The organism is Streptococcus sp. 339, from assembly GCF_013277285.1.
GTDB classification, from domain to species: Bacteria; Bacillota; Bacilli; order Lactobacillales; family Streptococcaceae; genus Streptococcus; species Streptococcus pseudopneumoniae.
The window spans coordinates 35146-53346 of sequence record NZ_VMMR01000001.1; the positions used below are offsets into that span (position 1 = coordinate 35146).

Below are 18201 nucleotides of genomic sequence, written 5' to 3' on the forward strand. Positions count from 1 at the left end.
ATATGGGATTATTTGACCGTCTATTCGGAAAAAAAGAAGAACCTAAAATCGAAGAAGTTGTAAAAGAAGCTCTGGAAAATCTTGATTTGTCTGAAGATACGGAGCCTGCCCTTACAGAAGCTGAGGAAGTTTCTCAGGAAGATGAAGAAGTTGAAATTGTTGAACAAGCTAAGCTCCAAGAAGAGGAAATCCAAGATACAGTTGAAGAAAGTATGGATTCAAAGCCAACTGTAGAGGTTTCTCAAGAAGAAATAGAAGAATTTCCAAACTCAGAAGAAGTCTCAGAGGGAGATAATCCTGAGCACGAACGAACTGTAGAAGAAAATAATTCTGAAGTGCTTGAAGCACAAACGCCTCAAGCAGAAGAAACTGTTCAGGAAAAATATGACCGCAGTCTCAAGAAGACTCGTACAGGCTTCGGTGCTCGTTTGAATGCCTTCCTTGCCAACTTCCGCTCTGTTGACGAAGAATTTTTCGAGGAACTGGAAGAACTGCTGATCATGAGTGACGTTGGTGTACAGGTCGCTTCTAACTTAACAGATGAGTTACGCTACGAAGCCAAGCTTGAAAACGCCAAGAAACCTGATGCACTGCGCCGTGTCATCATTGAGAAATTGGTTGAGCTTTATGAAAAGGATGGTAGCTACGATGAAAGCATCCACTTCCAAAATGGCTTGACAGTCATGCTCTTTGTCGGTGTTAATGGTGTTGGGAAAACAACTTCTATCGGAAAACTAGCCCACCGCTACAAACAAGCTGGCAAGAAGGTTATGTTGGTTGCGGCAGACACCTTCCGTGCAGGGGCGGTAGCCCAGCTTGCTGAATGGGGCCGTCGTGTGGACGTTCCAGTTGTGACTGGATCTGAAAAAGCTGATCCAGCCAGTGTGGTCTTTGATGGCATGGAACGTGCCGTGGCTGAAGGTATCGATATTCTCATGATCGATACTGCTGGTCGTTTGCAAAACAAGGACAACCTCATGGCTGAGTTGGAAAAGATTGGTCGTATTATCAAACGTATTGTGCCAGAAGCTCCTCATGAAACCTTCTTGGCACTTGATGCATCAACAGGTCAAAATGCCTTGGTACAGGCCAAAGAATTTTCAAAAATCACTCCTTTAACAGGAATTGTCTTGACTAAGATTGATGGAACTGCTCGAGGTGGTGTTGTTCTAGCCATCCGAGAAGAACTCAATATTCCTGTAAAATTGATTGGTTTTGGTGAAAAAATCGATGATATTGGAGAGTTTAACTCAGAAAACTTTATGAAAGGTCTCTTGGAAGGTTTAATCTAATCAGAAGCAAAAATCCTGCAAGCTACAAACTTGCAGGAAATTTTTTTATTCTAAACGACCATCTTGACGATAGGCAATATCTGGTTGCCAAGTCCATTTGGCATCGAATTTTTCAAGTAAGTCAAAGCTAGCTTGAGGTCCCATGCTTCCAGCTTTATAGTCATGTAGTGGAGCACCATTTTCGGCCCAGAGCTCTTCGATACGGTCAATCAATTTCCATGACGCACCAACCTCAGCCCAGTGGCTAAAGTTAGTTGAGTTGTTATTTAGGACATCATAAATCAATTTCTCGTATGGTTCTGGAGAAGCACCAGTTGCGGTCGCATCCGTACGGTAATCCAGTGAGTTAGGAGCCAAGTTGAATTCTTCTCCTACTTGCTTCCCATTTAGGCTGAGAGAGAATCCTTCTGTTGGTTGGATATAGATGGTCAAAATGTTTGGAGCAAGTGGTTCACCAAAGATAGAGTCCATTTGTTTAAAGACAATGTTGACATGAGTTCCTTTTTCAGTCAGACGTTTACCAGTACGGAAGAAGAAAGGAACACCACGGAATCGATCGCTGTTTACAAAGAAGGCACCAGATGTAAAGGTTTCAGTTGTTGATTCTGGATTCACATTTGGCTCGCTACGATAAGAGATGTATTTCATGCCATCAATCTTACCAGAGCGGTATTGCCCACGGATAAAGTGTTCTTTGAGTTCTTCATCAGTTGGATGATAGAGGTTTTTAAAGACCTTAATCTTTTCAGCACGAATCTCGTCTTTTGTGAAGCTTGCTGGTTTGTCCATGGCGAGGAGCGAAAGAAGTTGTAGAGTGTGGTTTTGGACCATGTCACGGAGGGCACCGGATTGGTCATAGTAGCCACCACGTTCTTCTACACCCAAGCGCTCCGCAAAGGTAATTTGAACATTGTCGATAAAATCCTTGTTCCAAACGTTTTCAAAAATCAAGTTTGCAAAGCGAACTGCAAAGATGCTTTGGATCATTTCCTTACCAAGATAATGGTCGATACGGAAAATTTGTTCTTCGTCAAATGTTGCTAGGAGTTCGTCATTCAACTTGCTTGCGCTTGCGTAATCTGTACCAAATGGTTTTTCAACGATCAAGCGCTCAAAACCTTTGCCATCGACAATGTTTTCAGACTTGAGGTGTTTGGCAATGGTTCCAAAGAATTGAGGAGCCATAGACAAGAAGAAGAACTTGTTGTGTTCAGCTTGGTACTTGTCATTTAATTCAGCCTGTAATTGACGTAGAGCAATGTAGTGTTCTGTATCATTGACATCATGACTTTGATAGTAGAAGTGGCTAGCGAATTCTTGAGCCTGTTCGGTACTATCTGCCAAATCAAGGATCGATTCGACGACAACAGATTCAAAATATTCCTTGCTCCAAGGACGACGGGCAGTTCCAATGACGGCAAAATGTTTGGAAAGATTGCCGGATTTATATAGTCTAAATAGGGAAGGGTAGAGCTTGCGTTTAGCCAGGTCTCCACTCGCACCGAAAATTGTAACAATAACCTTAGATGACATCTAGCTACCTAATTTCTATTTTTATTCCTAGTCTTGCTAGGTATGAGGAAACCTCATTTCATAAACTTAATTCTAACATAATTTTCCGAAAAATCAAAAAATCCAATACGAGGTAGAAAAAAACTGCAAGGAAATCCTTACAGTTTGAGTTTAAACGTTTAAGACCTTGTCCAAGAACTCTTTCAGACGTGGGTGCTGTGGGTTATCAAAGATTTGATCAGGTGTTCCGTCTTCAAGGAATTCACCATCTGCAGTAAAGATAACTCGGTTGGCAACCTGACGAGCAAATCCCATCTCATGGGTTACGATAATCATGGTCATGCCTTGTTTAGCCAAGTCTTTCATAACGTTTAGTACGTCTCCGACCATCTCAGGGTCAAGGGCAGAAGTTGGTTCATCAAAGAGCATGATGTCTGGATTCATTGCAAGTCCACGAGCGATGGCTACACGTTGTTTTTGACCACCTGACAGGCTATCTGGACAGGCCTTAGCCTTATCTGCTAGCCCAACCTTGTCAAGCAACTCCATTCCCAATTTCTCAGCTTCTTCCTTAGTCATCAACTTGTGCTCAATAGGAGCAAAAGTAATGTTGTCCAATACAGACATGTGTGGGAAGAGGTTGAAGTGTTGGAAAACCATTCCGATATTTTCACGGACGTGGTCAACGTTGGTTGTTTTTTCTGTTAAGTCATAACCGTTCACAGTGATGTGACCGCTAGTAACTTCTTCTAGAAGATTAAGGCTACGGAGGAAAGTTGACTTACCAGAACCTGAAGGACCGATGATACAAACGACATCTCCTTCATAGAACTTAGTCGTAATTCCTTTTAAAACTTCATTTTTTCCGTAGCTTTTGTGTAAATCATTTACATCAATTTTTAATTTTGCCATTAACGAATCCTCTTTTCTAAGCGTTTCGCTAGTTTAGTCAAAAGTGTGATAATTACAAGATAGAAGATAGCAAGGATTGCATACATCTTGAAACTTTGGTAGTTACGGGCAATGATAATCTTACCAGTTTGGAAGAGTTCAACCAAACCGATAGCAGATACGATGGTTGTATCTTTAAGAGCGATAACGAATTGGTTGACAAAGTTTGGCAACATCAATTTAGTTGCTTGTGGCAAGATAATCTTACGCATGGTTTTTCCATAAGAGATACCCAAGCTTCGGCTGGCTTCCATTTGTCCAATTGGAACGGCCTGAATACCACCACGAACGATCTCAGCGATATAAGCGGCTGCATTGAGAGATAGGGCAATAGTACCAGCTACAAAGTCGTTAATTGGACTTTGTTGACCTGTGATCGACTCGATGAAGTTTGGAATTCCCCAGAAGATGAAGGCTGCAAGAATCATCAATGGAATACCACGAATAACGTCAACGAAAATCTCAGAGATGACGCGAAGAGATTTGTATGGGCTAACGCTAAACATACCGAAGATAATCCCGATGACAATGGCAATAGCAAATGAGATAAGAGCTAGAGCAAGAGTGATACCAAGACCGCTAAGGAGTTGTTTGTAGTTGTTTTGAAGCAAGCCCCAGATAGTTGTCTCATCAACAGTGCTTGTTGAAGCAGTTGATGACTCACTAGCTAGGTATTTATCAAGAATCTTTTGGAATTCTCCGTTTGCTTTAAGGTTTGCAAGTCCGTTGTTGAACATTTCAATCAATTCTGGATTTGCTCCTTTTTTAACGGCAAAAGCTGTTTCACCGATCGGAGTTCCAGCGATTGGTGTTTTCAATTTTTGACCTTGGCTGATAGAATATTTGAGAACAGGTTCATCATCCATAACGGCATCAATGGCACCAGTGTTTAAACTGTCATACATTGAAGAACCATCAGCGAAGGTTTTGATTTTGTAGCCGTATTTGCTTTGATTTTCTGTTAGGAAGGTTTGAGAAGCAGTTCCGTTTTTAACACCAACTGTCTTCCCTTTCAAATCTTCATAAGAAGCAATGGTACTTGATTCTTTGACACCAAGGATAGTATTGGCTGTGTAGTATGATTCTGAGAAGTCAAAAGTTGCCTTACGAGCATCTGTGACAGACATACCAGCAATGATACCATCTGCTTGACCAGCTTGGACAGCACTGATAGCAGCATCAAAACCAGGGTTGATGATTTCAATTTCAAAACCTTGGTCTTTAGCGATTGCCTTAATCAATTCCATATCAATACCAGTGTATTGGTTGCTTGAATTTTGGAAAACAAAAGGTGCAAAAGAAGAATCGCTGGCAATGATGTATTTAGCTTTAACAGGAATAGCTTTTAAGCCTGCAAGAGTAGTTGTAGTTGGCACTGCTGAAGACGATGAAGCAGTCCATTTCTTGATGATTTTATCAAGACTACCATCTTTTTTCATTTCAGCTAAGGCTTGGTTAAATTCAGTGACTAAGTGCTCGTATTTGCTACCTTTTTTAACACCGAAAGCAAAACTTCCTACAGCTTCCCCATCCATTTCAATATGGAGGTTTTGCCCTTGGTTAATGGCATACTCGATAACAGGTTTGTCATCCATCATGGCATCGATGGCACCAGCAGTCAAGCTGTTGTTCATCAAATCACCAGTGTCAAATGTTTTAATAGTAAAACCGTATTTATCCTTGATACTTTCAAGGAAACGTTGAGCGGCTGTTCCGTTTTTAACACCAACAGTTTTTCCTTTTAATTGGTCATATTTACTAATCTTGTGTGACTTAGTAGTTGCAATGACAACTTTTGTATCATAGTAAGTATCAGACATGGTGAAAACTTTTTCACGTTCTTTCGTCTTTGTCATCCCTGCCATGATAGCATCAGCTTGACCAGCTTGAACCGCATTGACCGCTGCGTCAAATCCAGGATAGGACATCTGAATGTTCCATCCTTTAATCTCAGCGACTTTGTTAATAATGTCAACATCAATTCCTTTATAAGTTTGATCTGAATCTTTAAACTCAAAAGGCGCATAGGCGGTATCAGAAACAATCTTAATCGTCTCAGCTTTTGCAATACCTAATGAGAAAATTGGGAATAAAATTAGCAAAAATGCTAGAAATTTTTTCTTCATTTTTAGTCTCCTTTTCCGAATATTTTCCCATTATATCAGAAAAAGTAAAAAAAGGCAAATTTTTATATTTCTGTGTTAGAAAATATAACATCCATAATTCTTGTTTTGTCTTGAATCACACAACAGAAGTGCTATAATAAAGGTATATCATATAGTAAAAGAGGATAAAGTTATGAAAGACAAAAGAATCTTAAAAGACTTTGAAACTTCTAAAATGAGTTTAAACATTTACACAAGCCCCTTGTTAGCTCTATTTTTCGTCTATATATCTGAGTTCATATCTTCTCTATTTTTTGGCCTTAGTTTTTTAGCATTGATCGGGCTATTTGGCAATCTTGGTATGGGTGGTCAAAGAATTGCAGATTTCCTTCAAATGTTATTTCAGAATTTATCTGATAAAACAAGTGACATCCATTTAATATTTGAATTATTGTCCTTTGGTTTTATCATCTTAACTGTGTTTAGATGGACTAGAAAAGTAGAGAAAAGACCGATTCGAACCTTGGGATTCTATAAAGAAAATTTTTTAAGTGCCTTATTTAAAGGATACGGTCTTGGTCTATCCCTCTTTATACTTGCTTTGGCTGGACTAGTAGTGTTGGGGCAGTATCAATTTGACTCCATTCACTTGGATACTTATTCGCTAGCTTTTACTTTATTTACAATACCTTTTTGGATTTTACAAGGAACGGCAGAAGAATTGGTTACTCGTGCTTGGCTGATTCCACAATTGGCTAAGAGAACTAATCTTAAAGTCGCTATTATCATATCTAGTAGTCTCTTTACCTTACTTCATTTAGGAAATCCAGGCATAACTTTCTTATCTGCAATTGATCTCTTTTTATTCGGAGTTGCCATGTCCCTATATCTTCTTAAAACAGATACTATATGGGGTATAGGTGGTATTCATGGAGCCTGGAATTTCGCACAGGGAAACCTCTTTGGAGTATTAGTTAGTGGTCAGTCTTCAGGAACATCAATCATGAAATTTACTCCACAAGGCAATCAAGACTGGCTATCTGGTGGGTCTTTTGGTATTGAGGGTTCCATCGTGTCCAGTATTATTTTGTTTCTGCTGATTCTTTATCTCGCTTATCAATTAAAGAAAGAAAATGAAAGGATGTGACTTCGGTCCGTCCTTTTCTTCGTGAAAATGCTACAAGTATGCTAAAATAGGAATAGCACATCGAGAGAGGATTCTTATGATTAACCGCATTACAGATAATCAATTTAAACTAGTATCAAAATATCAACCATCAGGAGATCAACCACAAGCTATCGAACAGTTGGTTGATAACATTGAGGGTGGAGAAAAAGCTCAGATTCTGATGGGGGCGACCGGAACAGGGAAGACCTATACCATGAGTCAGGTCATTTCCAAAGTCAATAAACCAACTCTGGTTATTGCCCACAATAAAACGCTAGCAGGCCAGCTCTATGGGGAGTTTAAGGAATTTTTCCCTGAAAATGCAGTTGAGTACTTTGTGTCTTACTATGATTATTACCAACCTGAGGCCTATGTCCCTTCTAGTGATACCTACATTGAGAAGGATAGTTCTGTCAATGACGAGATTGACAAGCTCCGCCACTCAGCGACTTCAGCCCTTTTGGAGCGTAATGATGTTATTGTCGTGGCCTCGGTCTCTTGTATCTATGGTCTGGGTTCGCCCAAGGAATACGCAGATAGTGTCGTTAGTCTCCGTCCAGGTCTTGAAATTTCTCGTGATAAACTCTTGAATGACTTGGTCGATATTCAGTTTGAACGTAATGATATTGATTTCCAACGGGGGAGATTTCGTGTTCGTGGGGATGTGGTGGAGATTTTCCCTGCTTCCCGTGATGAACACGCCTTTCGAGTAGAATTCTTTGGAGACGAGATTGATCGTATCCGCGAAGTGGAAGCTTTGACTGGTCAGGTATTGGGAGAAGTGGATCATTTGGCGATTTTCCCTGCGACTCACTTTGTGACCAATGATGATCACATGGAAGTTGCTATTGCCAAGATTCAAGCAGAATTAGAAGAGCAACTAGCTATCTTTGAAAAGGAAGGCAAATTGCTTGAAGCGCAACGCTTGAAACAGAGGACTGAGTATGATATCGAAATGCTCCGTGAGATGGGCTATACCAACGGGGTTGAAAACTACTCACGTCACATGGATGGACGGAGCGAAGGTGAGCCTCCTTATACGCTTCTTGACTTCTTCCCAGATGATTTCTTGATTATGATTGACGAGAGTCACATGACCATGGGGCAGATCAAGGGCATGTACAATGGGGACCGTTCGCGTAAGGAAATGCTGGTTAATTATGGTTTCCGTTTGCCATCAGCTTTGGACAATCGACCTCTCCGTCGTGAAGAGTTTGAAAGCCATGTGCATCAGATTGTTTACGTTTCAGCGACACCTGGTGACTATGAAAATGAACAGACCGAGACAGTGATTGAGCAAATCATTCGACCAACAGGTCTTTTGGATCCTGAGGTAGAAGTCCGTCCGACTATGGGACAGATTGATGATCTCTTAGGTGAAATCAATGCCCGTGTAGAAAAGAACGAACGAACCTTTATCACCACCTTGACCAAGAAAATGGCAGAGGACTTAACCGACTACTTCAAGGAAATGGGCATCAAGGTCAAGTACATGCACTCGGATATTAAGACCTTGGAACGGACAGAGATTATCCGTGACCTGCGCTTGGGTGTCTTTGATGTCTTGGTCGGAATTAACCTGCTCCGTGAAGGGATTGATGTTCCTGAAGTGAGCCTCGTAGCGATTCTCGATGCTGACAAGGAAGGCTTTCTTCGTAACGAACGTGGACTCATCCAGACCATTGGACGTGCTGCACGTAATAGCGAAGGTCATGTTATCATGTATGCGGACACGGTTACCCAGTCTATGCAACGTGCTATCGATGAAACTGCCCGCCGTCGCAAAATCCAGATGGCCTATAATGAAGAACATGGTATCGTTCCACAAACCATCAAGAAAGAAATCCGTGACTTGATTGCTGTGACCAAGGCAGTTGCTAAGGAAGAAGACAAGGAAGTCGATATCAATAGCCTCAACAAACAAGAGCGCAAAGAACTAGTCAAAAAGCTTGAGAAACAAATGCAAGAAGCAGTTGAAGTGCTTGACTTTGAACTAGCAGCTCAGATTCGTGATATGATGCTGGAAGTCAAGGCCTTGGATTAGGGGAATAGTATGATTTATTTAAGAAAGTTAAAGAAAGAAGATTTGATGTCTTTATGGGAAATGGCTTATTCACAGCTTAATCCAGTTTGGAAACAGTATGATGCTCCCTATTATGATGATTATCAGTATTTTTCAAATTTTAAAGAATTCGAACTACAAAAATCAGAATCCATTTTAAGCAACTCAAATCGCCTTGGTATTTTTGTTGATGATAAACTAGTTGGGACTGTTTCGCGTTATTGGGTATGTAAAGAAACAAGATGGATGGAATTGGGAATTGGTATTTATGATAAAAAATTCTGGAACACTGGTATTGGGAAAGTTGCTATGTTGCAGTGGATAGATAGGACGTTTCAGGATTACTTGGAGTTGGAGCATCTGGGTTTGACAACTTGGTCAGGAAATCTTGGTATGATGAAACTTGCTGAAAAATTAAGAATGAAAAAAGAAGCTCATATTCCAAAAGTTCGTTATTATCAAGGTAAATATTTTGATAGTATTAAATATGGTATTTTGAGAGAAGACTGGGAGAAAATAAATGACGGTTATTATCAAATCAATGGAAACTCCTGAAGAGATAGAAGGCAAATCCCTCGTTCACTGGCAAACGTGGAGAGAGTCTTATGATGACTTTTTGCCTGCGGAATTTCAGGATACAATGACATTAGAAAGATGTCGATTCTTTAGTCAAAAGTATCCAGAAAATACATTGATTGCGATGGATGGCGTGAAGGTGGTTGGTTTTATCAGTTATGGCAATTTTCGTGATGAGACTATTCAAGCTGGTGAAATTATTGCTTTATATGTTTTAAAAGACTATTATGGAAAAGGTATCGCACAAAAGTTAGTGAAAGCAGCTTTGACTGCTCTTAATCATTTTTCTGAAATATTCTTATGGGTATTGAAAGATAATAAGCGAGCTATTGCTTTCTATCAAAAAATGGGTTTTACTTTTGATGGCCAAGAAAAAATACTTGAACTTGGAAAGCCTATAAAGGAAAAACGGATGGTATTCTATTCTAAATAATTTTAAAAAAGTAAAAGATAATATCTCTGGTACCAAGTCTGAAAATTTAATAAATTAGAAAGCGAGTAAATTTATGTCCCGTTCCCAATTAACGATTTTAACAAATATCTGTCTGATTGAAGACCTCGAAACTCAGCGCGTGGTGATGCAGTGTCGCTCTCCTGAAACCAATCGCTGGTCTGGTTATGCCTTTCCAGGAGGCCATGTAGAAAATGGCGAGTCTTTCGCGGAGTCTGTCATTCGTGAAATCTACGAAGAAACAGGATTGACTATCCAAAATCCTCAACTGGTCGGTATCAAGAACTGGCCACTAGATACAGGCGGGCGCTACATTGTCGTTTGTTATAAGGCAACTGAGTTCTCTGGTACCCTTCAATCTTCAGAAGAGGGAGAAGTTTCTTGGGTGCAAAAAGACCAGATTCCAAACTTGGATCTGGCCTATGATATGCTACCATTGATGGAAATGATGGAAGCTCCGGACAAGTCGGAGTTTTTCTACCGTCATCGTACAGAAGATGATTGGGAAAAGAAAATTTTCTAGTCTTTTACTAAATAACCTAGCTGATTCAAGGCCTCCTCGATATAGTGGAGGTCTTGTTGTGTTTCCTGTGTAATAGTAATAATAGATTTGGAAAAATATATGTACTATGAAATAAATTTAAAATATTTTTAGAAAAGTATTGACAAATCAAAAGAAAACGTTTACTATAGAATAAGGGAACGGTTCCACAACGTAAGAAGGAGGAATGATGACTACAATAAAACAGGTTGCTGAAGAAGCTGGAGTATCAAAATCAACGGTTTCAAGATATATATCAAAAAAAGGTTATGTTGGAGATGATGCGAGAGAGAAAATAAAAAATGCGATTAAAAAATTAAATTACACACCAAATGTATTAGCACAATCTTTGAAAACTAAAAAAAACCAAATGGTAGGACTCTTACTGCCAGATATTTCAAATCCCTTCTTCCCAAGATTGGTTCGAGGAGCTGAATCATATTTGAAAGATAAAGGTTATAGAATTATGGTTGGTACGATTTCAGACCAAGAATCTTTGAGTGAATATGTTAATTTACTGTTGAAAACAAATGCTGCTGGAATTATTACTACACATGACTTCACAAAAGAATATCCAGATTTATCATTACCTGTTGTTGTGGTTGATCGAATTAGTAAAGATACAGGTTACGGTGTTTTTTCTGATAATCAGTCAGGTGGTCGTTTGGCTGCTGAAGCAATCTGTAATGCAGGTGCTAAACAAGTTCTGATTATTAAAGTTTTAGATGATAAAGCCGAGAATATCGCGGAACGGTTTGAAGCAAGTTTAAACTATTTGAGGAATAAATCTTTAGAAATTTGTATTGAAGAAAGTGAAACGTTTGACTTTGAAAAAATTCAAAAAGAAGCTAAAGAGAATCTAAAAAGAAATCCCAATATCGATAGTATTATAGCACCTTCAGATATTCATGCGATAGCTTATATTCATGAAATTTTAGCAATTGGTAAAAAAATTCCAGATGATATTCAAATCATTGGTTATGACGATATTGTACTTAGTCAATTTATTTACCCTTCTTTATCAACTATTCACCAATCATCATATAAAATGGGAGAACAGGCTGCAAAGCTAATCTATAATATGGCAAATAAGTTCTCTATAGATGAAGCTAAAATTAAACTACCTGTTAGATACGTAGAAAGAAATACATTAAGGAGAAAGTAATGAGTAAAATTGTTGTTGTTGGAAGCATTTCAATGGACTTAGTTATGAGAACAAAAAGGATTCCAGAAGGAGGTGAAACGATTTTTGGCGATTCATTTAATATAGTTCCAGGTGGAAAAGGTGCAAATCAAGCTGTAGCTATTGGTAGATTATCCAGTGTAGAAGATCATATTTACATATTTGGAAATGTCGGAGAAGATATTTTTTCAGCAGATTTATTAAGTAATCTGCAAAATAATAATATTTCTACAGAACATGTGGGAACGGTACCACAATCTACAGGAGTTGCACAAATTACTTTATATAGAGGTGATAATAGGATTATTTATTATCCCGGAGCGAATAATTTAGTTAAAACAAATGATTGGAAAAATGAGTGGGAATTGATTAGTGATGCAAGTATTGTTGTATTACAGAATGAAATACCACATGAAGCCAACTTATCTATAGCTAAATTTTGTCAAGAAAATCAAGTTAAGGTGCTTTACAATCCTGCACCAGCTAGAGAAACAGATATAGAGATGATTCCTTTTTGTGATTTTATTACTCCTAATGAGCATGAATGTTCAGAGCTTTTTCCAGATAAGAAATTAGAAGAAATTATTAAAATTTATCCTAATAAAATGATTGTGACATTAGGAGTTGAAGGTTCTATTTATTATGATGGGACAGCAGTTCAGAAGATTCCTGCTATAAAAGCAGAAGTAGTTGATACTACAGGAGCAGGAGATACGTTTAATGGTGCTTTTGCTTATGCTATCTCAAAAGGAAAAGAGATGAATGTTGCATTGTCCTTTGCAACGATTGCTTCACATCTGTCTGTTCAAAGATTTGGAGCGCAAGGAGGCATGCCGAGTTTGAAAGAAATAAAGGAGCATTCAGGATATGAAGAAATATGGGATTTTAAATAGTAATATAGCAAAACTAGCTGATGATTTAGGTCATATGGATTTGGTTTGTATCGGAGATTTAGGATTGCCAGTTCCAAAAGGTGTTGACAAAATTGATTTAGCATTAAGAAAAGGTAGTCCAAGTTTTTTAGAAGTTTTAAAAGAATATTCAGATCATGTACTTATTGAAAAAATTTTCTTAGCAGAAGAAATTAAGGAAAAAAACAAAGAACAGTGGCAAGCAGTTTTAGATCTTTTAGAATCGAATATAATTATTGAATATATTAGTCACGAAGAATTGAAAGCTATGAATACTAAAGTTAAGGCAGTTATTCGCACTGGGGAAGATACACCATATTCGAATATAATCTTGCAATCAGGAGTTATTATTTAGAAGGGGGTTGCCTATGAAAATTGAAATGAAGAACATTTCAAAATCTTTTGGGAATAATCGTGTTTTAGAAAGTATTGATTTGGTTCTTAATTCAGGAGAAGTTCATGCTTTAATGGGAGAGAATGGTGCAGGCAAATCAACCTTAATGAATATTTTAACTGGACTTTTTCCAGCTACTTCAGGAACTATTTTTATTGATGGAAAAGAAAAAACATTTTCTAATCCTCAAGAGGCAGAACGGTTTGGACTGAGTTTTATTCATCAAGAAATGAATACTTGGCCAGATATGACTGTACTTGATAATCTTTTTTTAGGAAGAGAAATTAAAAATTCGATTGGGTTTCTAGATAAAGCTAGTATGGAAAGGAAAGCTAAAGAAGCATTTAAACGTCTTAATATCTCTATTCCTCTTGATGCAATCATTGGTCAATTATCAGTCGGACAACAACAAATGATAGAAATAGCAAAATGTTTATTATCAGAAGTTTCCTTGTTAATTATGGATGAACCCACAGCAGCTTTAACTGATCGTGAAACTGAAACACTTTTTAAAGTGATAGAAGGATTAAAATCTGATGGTGTAGGTATTGTGTATATTTCACATCGGATGGAAGAAATCTTTAAGATTACAGATCTTATAACTGTTATGAGGGATGGGTTTGTAATTGATACCAAGAAAACGAACTTAACTAATGCGGATGAATTAGTTCAGAAGATGGTAGGTCGTGAATTAGAAGATTATTATCCAGAAAAAAAGGCTGAGATTGGGAATATTGTTTTTCAAGCTAAGAATCTTTCTGGTGATGCTTTTACGGATATTTCTTTCTATGTACGTCAAGGGGAAATTCTTGGTTTTTCTGGTTTGATGGGTGCTGGTCGTACTGAAATAATGCGAGCAATTTTTGGAATTGATTCTTTAAAATCTGGTCAAATTATAATAAACGAAGAACAACTGATAATTAAAAATCCTTTTGAAGCAATTAAGCATGGAATTGGTTTCTTAACAGAAGATCGTAAAGATGAGGGATTGATTTTAGATTTTTCTATTAAAGATAATATGACTTTACCTAGTACTCGAGATTTTGTTAAAAATGGTATTTTTGATAATAAAACAAGTGATATATTTGTACAACGTTTAATTGATAGGCTACGAATTAAATCAGGTTATCCAGATAAGGAAGTTGGAACACTTTCTGGTGGTAATCAACAGAAAGTAGTTTTAGCAAAATGGATAGGTATTGCTCCAAAAGTACTGATTCTAGATGAGCCAACTCGTGGGGTAGATGTTGGTGCTAAGCGTGAAATTTACCAATTAATGAATGAATTGGCTGAACGAGGTGTGCCGATTATTATGGTATCTTCAGATTTACCAGAAGTGATCGGAGTCAGTGATCGCATTATGGTCATGCATGAAGGAAGAATTAGTGGAGAATTAACACGTCAAGAAGCTACACAAGAAAAAGTTATGCAACTAGCTACAGGAGGACAATAGTGTGAAAAATACTATGAAGTATATGTCAGAATTGACAACAGTAATAGCATTGATAATTTTAATGGCTGTCATCACTATTATCAATTCAAATTTTTTAACAGCAAATAATCTGTTAAATTTACTATTGCAAGTAACATCAAATGCACTGATTGCTTTTGGAATGACTTTTGTTATTCTAACAGGTGGAATTGATTTATCAGTAGGATCAATTTTAGCCTTATCCAGTGCGCTAACAGCTGGTTTATTAGGATCTGGAATGCCTGTTGCGTTAGCAATTCTCAGCTCTTTAATTTTGGGTTGCATTCTGGGGATGATGAATGGGTTATTGATTTCCTACGGGAAATTAGCTCCATTTATCGTTACTTTAGCAACTATGACTATTTTTAGAGGCGCAACACTTGTTTATACAAATGGGAATCCTATTACAAAAGGATTAAGTGATACATTCTTATTTCAATTTTTGGGGCAAGGTTACATAGTAGGAATTCCATTTCCTGTAATTATTATGTTTATTGTATTTATTGTTTTATATGTTTTACTTCATAAAACAGCATTTGGTAAATCTGTATATGCTATAGGGGGGAATGAAAAAGCAGCATATATATCAGGTGTGAAATTAAATAAAGTGAAAATTATCATTTATTCAATATCAGGTATGATGGCTTCAATTTCTGGATTGATTATAACATCACGCTTAAGTTCTGCTCAACCAACAGCAGGTGCTAGTTATGAAATGGATGCTATTGCAGCTGTTGTTCTTGGGGGAACCTCATTATCAGGAGGTAAAGGTCGTATACTGGGGACCTTAATAGGTGCTTTAATTATTGGGGTTTTGAATAATGGACTTAATATTATCGGTGTGTCAGCATTTTGGCAACAAGTAGTAAAAGGAGTTGTAATCTTAATTGCTGTTCTGATTGATCGTTTTAAAGTTGTAAAACAGTAGAATCATTTTCAATTTTTTTGGAAATAGCAACAATTTATTAGATGACGTACAATAATCGGGATGGAAACTATCCCTATAGATATATATTACGAGGAGTAATAACATGAAAATTATTAAAAAAATTAGCATTTTTGCTTTGTTTGTAACATTTATTTTTGCTTTAGCAGCTTGTGGAAAAACTGGTTTAGGAAATTCATCAAATGATAATAAATCTACGACTCAAAAGTCGGCAAAAGAATTAAAATTAGGAGTTTCTATTTCGACTACTAACAATCCCTATTTTGTGGCTATGAAAGATGGTCTTGAAAAAGCTGCAGGAGAAAAAGAAGTAACTTTGAAGATAGCAGATGCACAAGATGATGCTGCTAGACAAGCAGATGATATTCAGAATTTTATTAGTCAAAATGTAGATGCTTTACTAATTAATCCAGTTGATTCTGATGCAATTGTTACATCTATTAAAGCTGCTAATAATGCAAATATTCCAGTAATCTTAATTGACCGCGGTAGTAATGGTGGTGAAGTCTTGACAACTGTTGCTTCTGATAACGTAGAAGCAGGTAAAATGGCTGCCGAATTTATTACCAAGCAATTGGGAGAAAAAGCAAAAACTTTTGAATTATCAGGAGTTCCTGGTGCTTCTGCAACAGTAGATAGAGGTAAAGGATTTGAACAAATTTCAAAGACAAATTTAGATGTTCTTTCTAGTCAATCCGCTAATTTTGATCGCGCAAAAGCTTTGAATACAGCGCAAAATATGATTCAAGGAAACAAAGAAGTACAAGCAATCTTTGCACAGAATGATGAGATGGCGTTAGGAGCTGCACAAGCAGTAAAAGCAGCTGGTCTTAGCAATGTATTAATTGTTGGTATTGATGGTCAACCAGATGCACATGATGCTATTGCCAAAGGTGATATTACTGCCACTATTGCTCAGCAACCAGCTAAGATGGGTGAAATTGCTATTCAATCAGCAATTGATCATTATCAAGGGAAAAAACTAGAAAAAGAAACAGTTTCTCCAATTTATCTTGTGACTAAGGATAATGTTGATCAACATAACTGGTGATATATTTAATAAGTAGGTACTTATTCATCTTCATTCAATGTAGTTTTTAAATATCATTGTTACTATTTGAGCTATTGGATTCAAAAAGACCAGATTCCAAACTTGGATCTGGCCTATGATATGTTACCTTTGATGGAGATGATGGACGCTCCTGACAAGTCAGAGTTTTTCTACCGCCACCGTACAGAAGACGATTGGGAAAAGAAAATTTTCTAATCCTTTACTAAATAACCAAGCTGATCCAAGGCCTCCTCGATATAGTGGAGGTCTTGTTGTGTCTCGGCTTCAACTAGGTGATAATGAATACCATCTGTTAACTCAGAAATTGGCTTAAAGTCAGAACGTTCAACTTGTTCTAGAAAATGTTGCACGTCGCGGCGACAGGTCAGTTTTAGTAAGGTTTCAATCTCTCCATAAACAGGATGATCAATCAAGATATTTTGAACGCGACCACCATTATCTACGATAGCAAGTAATTCTCGTCCAATTTCTTCAACTTCATGCTTGACCTTAAATAATTTGTGATGATAAGTATTTGCATTAGCATCTTTATAGATATAACCACGATTGGTAGATAGAATTGGAGATCCATCAGCTCTTAAAATTGCAATATCTTGAACAATAACTTGTCGAGTGACATGAAAGTGCTCAGCTAATCTTTGGCCATTGAGGGCTTTAGGAGCTTCTTTCAAGAGTTGGAGCAGGGCTTGTTTGCGATCTTTTGTCATAGTTCTTCCTTTTAACGGCGTTTTCGAAGCACTTTATAGACAGCTAGTGCTAATGTATAGTCTACCATACTATGGATAATTGTACCAAATCCAACTAGTACAAATAGAACATAAAACATATTTTCTACATTGGTACCAGAAGTTGCGTAAAAAACGACACAGGCCAATACTTCAGCAAGGGCATGAACAACAGCCAAAACAAAGTTGAAAATCCAGGAAGATTTTGGTTTATCTAGGGTATCGGGGAATTTTTGTAGGTAAAGAGCCCCCAAAGTCCCAAAAAAGATATGGGAAAAAGCTCGAAATACGATAACCATGGGGTAGCCAGCCATCAAGAATCCAAAACTAGAGGCTAGGATGACAAAAACAGCCATTAAGGGCGACAAGAACATAGCGATAAAAATAGCGATGTGGCTTCCCAAAGTGTAAGAAGCAGGTGGAATGACGATCTTGAAAGGCATAACAATTGGAATCAAAATCGCAATAGCTGTTAAGAGGGCAGTCATTGTCATAAATTGTGTCTTTTTCCGTGTATTCATAAGAATCTCCTTTTTATTGTATATACACTAGTATAGTACAATAAAATAGACAATAAAGCAAGGATTTACTTAGGTTTATAGGTTGTTTTTAAGTTAATACTCTTCGAAAACCTCTTCAAACTACGTCAGCTTCCATCTGCAACCTCAAAGCAGTGCTTTGAGCAACCTGCGGCTAGCTTCCTAGTTGGCTCTTTGATTTTCATTGAGTATTAAAATAGGTCATTTTCTTCTGGGAGGAGGATAGTCTCTCTACCGTCCATATCTAAAACCAGTACTTTCGGGGGATACAGAGGGTCGAAAGGATGGTTAAAGTCAAAATC

General features: G+C 37.6%; 18 protein-coding genes and 2 pseudogenes. 13 read left to right on the top strand and 7 right to left on the bottom strand.

Annotated elements, in window-relative coordinates; translation table 11 throughout:
• The first annotated feature begins 2 nt into the window (after positions 1–2).
• Complete coding sequence (gene ftsY / locus HT736_RS00170; RefSeq protein WP_138707763.1) at positions 3–1292, top strand: signal recognition particle-docking protein FtsY; 1290 nt, start codon at positions 3–5, stop codon at positions 1290–1292.
• Between the two features lie 45 nt (positions 1293–1337).
• On the opposite strand, the gene zwf is transcribed toward ftsY, so the two are convergent.
• The 3 genes from zwf to HT736_RS00185 all read right to left on the bottom strand — a co-directional run bounded on the left by zwf (position 1338) and on the right by HT736_RS00185 (position 5881).
• Positions 1338–2825, bottom strand: coding sequence for a glucose-6-phosphate dehydrogenase (zwf, locus tag HT736_RS00175; protein WP_138707764.1), 1488 nt, complete (start codon positions 2823–2825; stop codon positions 1338–1340).
• 150 nt (positions 2826–2975) lie between these two features.
• A complete protein-coding gene (locus tag HT736_RS00180) occupies positions 2976–3716 on the bottom strand; it encodes an amino acid ABC transporter ATP-binding protein (protein ID WP_001096326.1) in 741 nt (246 codons plus the stop codon).
• Positions 3716–5881, bottom strand: a complete 2166-nt coding sequence (locus HT736_RS00185; RefSeq protein ID WP_023936214.1) for an ABC transporter substrate-binding protein/permease — start codon at positions 5879–5881, stop codon at positions 3716–3718. The genes HT736_RS00180 and HT736_RS00185 overlap by 1 nt, the downstream gene beginning before the upstream one ends.
• Positions 5882–6053: 172 nt before the next feature.
• On the opposite strand from HT736_RS00185, the gene HT736_RS00190 reads away from it, so the two are divergent.
• The 5 genes from HT736_RS00190 (at position 6054) to HT736_RS00210 (ending at position 10640) form a co-directional block, all read left to right on the top strand.
• Positions 6054–7007 (top strand): CPBP family intramembrane glutamic endopeptidase, encoded by a 954-nt coding sequence (locus tag HT736_RS00190; protein WP_023936212.1) that lies wholly within the window; start codon positions 6054–6056, stop codon positions 7005–7007.
• A 76-nt stretch (positions 7008–7083) separates the two neighbouring features.
• Entirely contained in the window at positions 7084–9072 is a 1989-nt protein-coding gene (gene uvrB, locus HT736_RS00195; RefSeq protein ID WP_023933623.1) for an excinuclease ABC subunit UvrB, read from the top strand.
• 9 nt (positions 9073–9081) lie between these two features.
• On the top strand, positions 9082–9645 hold the full coding sequence (locus tag HT736_RS00200; protein WP_000639831.1) for a GNAT family protein: 564 nt from the start codon (positions 9082–9084) through the stop codon (positions 9643–9645).
• Entirely contained in the window at positions 9611–10099 is a 489-nt protein-coding gene (locus HT736_RS00205) for a GNAT family N-acetyltransferase (protein ID WP_138707765.1), read from the top strand. Before HT736_RS00200 ends, HT736_RS00205 begins: the two co-directional genes overlap by 35 nt.
• 73 nt (positions 10100–10172) lie before the next feature.
• On the top strand, positions 10173–10640 hold the full coding sequence (locus HT736_RS00210; protein ID WP_054392842.1) for an 8-oxo-dGTP diphosphatase: 468 nt from the start codon (positions 10173–10175) through the stop codon (positions 10638–10640).
• On the opposite strand, the pseudogene HT736_RS00215 reads toward HT736_RS00210, so the two are convergent.
• Positions 10637–10705, bottom strand: a pseudogene (locus tag HT736_RS00215) (DNA-binding transcriptional regulator); the annotation flags it as partial. The gene HT736_RS00210 and the pseudogene HT736_RS00215 overlap by 4 nt on opposite strands.
• A 143-nt stretch (positions 10706–10848) precedes the next feature.
• Here HT736_RS00215 and HT736_RS00220 point away from each other — a divergent pair.
• The 7 genes and pseudogenes from HT736_RS00220 to HT736_RS00250 form a co-directional block, all read left to right on the top strand.
• Positions 10849–11823, top strand: a complete 975-nt coding sequence (locus tag HT736_RS00220) for a LacI family DNA-binding transcriptional regulator (RefSeq protein ID WP_000207600.1) — start codon at positions 10849–10851, stop codon at positions 11821–11823.
• Positions 11823–12734, top strand: a complete 912-nt coding sequence (rbsK, locus tag HT736_RS00225) for a ribokinase (protein ID WP_138707766.1) — start codon at positions 11823–11825, stop codon at positions 12732–12734. The genes HT736_RS00220 and rbsK overlap by 1 nt, the downstream gene beginning before the upstream one ends.
• On the top strand, positions 12709–13107 hold the full coding sequence (gene rbsD, locus HT736_RS00230; RefSeq protein ID WP_000759834.1) for a D-ribose pyranase: 399 nt from the start codon (positions 12709–12711) through the stop codon (positions 13105–13107). The genes rbsK and rbsD overlap by 26 nt, the downstream gene beginning before the upstream one ends.
• Positions 13108–13120: 13 nt before the next feature.
• Complete coding sequence (locus HT736_RS00235; protein ID WP_112443746.1) at positions 13121–14599, top strand: sugar ABC transporter ATP-binding protein; 1479 nt, start codon at positions 13121–13123, stop codon at positions 14597–14599.
• A 1-nt stretch (position 14600) separates the two neighbouring features.
• The gene (gene rbsC, locus HT736_RS00240; RefSeq protein WP_000799270.1) at positions 14601–15545 is read left to right on the top strand and encodes a ribose ABC transporter permease; all 945 of its coding nucleotides are present in this window, start codon (positions 14601–14603) and stop codon (positions 15543–15545) included.
• A gap of 103 nt (positions 15546–15648) precedes the next feature.
• Positions 15649–16614 carry a substrate-binding domain-containing protein gene (locus HT736_RS00245; protein ID WP_023940186.1) on the top strand — a complete coding sequence of 322 codons (966 nt, stop codon included), beginning with the start codon at positions 15649–15651 and terminating at the stop codon, positions 16612–16614.
• Positions 16615–16689: 75 nt separating this feature from the next.
• Positions 16690–16830: pseudogene (locus HT736_RS00250) on the top strand (DNA mismatch repair protein MutT); the annotation flags it as partial.
• On the opposite strand, the gene HT736_RS00255 reads toward HT736_RS00250, so the two are convergent.
• The 3 genes from HT736_RS00255 to HT736_RS00265 form a co-directional block, all read right to left on the bottom strand.
• Positions 16827–17342 carry a transcription repressor NadR gene (locus HT736_RS00255; protein ID WP_000159169.1) on the bottom strand — a complete coding sequence of 172 codons (516 nt, stop codon included), beginning with the start codon at positions 17340–17342 and terminating at the stop codon, positions 16827–16829. The pseudogene HT736_RS00250 and the gene HT736_RS00255 overlap by 4 nt on opposite strands.
• An 11-nt stretch (positions 17343–17353) precedes the next feature.
• Positions 17354–17881 carry an ECF transporter S component gene (locus HT736_RS00260; protein ID WP_001097400.1) on the bottom strand — a complete coding sequence of 176 codons (528 nt, stop codon included), beginning with the start codon at positions 17879–17881 and terminating at the stop codon, positions 17354–17356.
• A gap of 209 nt (positions 17882–18090) precedes the next feature.
• On the bottom strand, positions 18091–18201 hold a 111-nt coding region (locus HT736_RS00265; protein ID WP_240154014.1), incomplete at its 5' end, for a DUF960 family protein.

Coding starts and splice junctions, on each gene's coding strand:
- ftsY (WP_138707763.1), top strand. CDS start 3: ATGGGATTATTTGACCGTCTATTCGGAAAAAAAGAAGAACCTAAAATC.
- zwf (WP_138707764.1), bottom strand. CDS start 2,825: ATGTCATCTAAGGTTATTGTTACAATTTTCGGTGCGAGTGGAGACCTG.
- HT736_RS00180 (WP_001096326.1), bottom strand. CDS start 3,716: ATGGCAAAATTAAAAATTGATGTAAATGATTTACACAAAAGCTACGGA.
- HT736_RS00185 (WP_023936214.1), bottom strand. CDS start 5,881: ATGAAGAAAAAATTTCTAGCATTTTTGCTAATTTTATTCCCAATTTTC.
- HT736_RS00190 (WP_023936212.1), top strand. CDS start 6,054: ATGAAAGACAAAAGAATCTTAAAAGACTTTGAAACTTCTAAAATGAGT.
- uvrB (WP_023933623.1), top strand. CDS start 7,084: ATGATTAACCGCATTACAGATAATCAATTTAAACTAGTATCAAAATAT.
- HT736_RS00200 (WP_000639831.1), top strand. CDS start 9,082: ATGATTTATTTAAGAAAGTTAAAGAAAGAAGATTTGATGTCTTTATGG.
- HT736_RS00205 (WP_138707765.1), top strand. CDS start 9,611: ATGACGGTTATTATCAAATCAATGGAAACTCCTGAAGAGATAGAAGGC.
- HT736_RS00210 (WP_054392842.1), top strand. CDS start 10,173: ATGTCCCGTTCCCAATTAACGATTTTAACAAATATCTGTCTGATTGAA.
- HT736_RS00220 (WP_000207600.1), top strand. CDS start 10,849: ATGACTACAATAAAACAGGTTGCTGAAGAAGCTGGAGTATCAAAATCA.
- rbsK (WP_138707766.1), top strand. CDS start 11,823: ATGAGTAAAATTGTTGTTGTTGGAAGCATTTCAATGGACTTAGTTATG.
- rbsD (WP_000759834.1), top strand. CDS start 12,709: ATGAAGAAATATGGGATTTTAAATAGTAATATAGCAAAACTAGCTGAT.
- HT736_RS00235 (WP_112443746.1), top strand. CDS start 13,121: ATGAAAATTGAAATGAAGAACATTTCAAAATCTTTTGGGAATAATCGT.
- HT736_RS00245 (WP_023940186.1), top strand. CDS start 15,649: ATGAAAATTATTAAAAAAATTAGCATTTTTGCTTTGTTTGTAACATTT.
- HT736_RS00255 (WP_000159169.1), bottom strand. CDS start 17,342: ATGACAAAAGATCGCAAACAAGCCCTGCTCCAACTCTTGAAAGAAGCT.
- HT736_RS00260 (WP_001097400.1), bottom strand. CDS start 17,881: ATGAATACACGGAAAAAGACACAATTTATGACAATGACTGCCCTCTTA.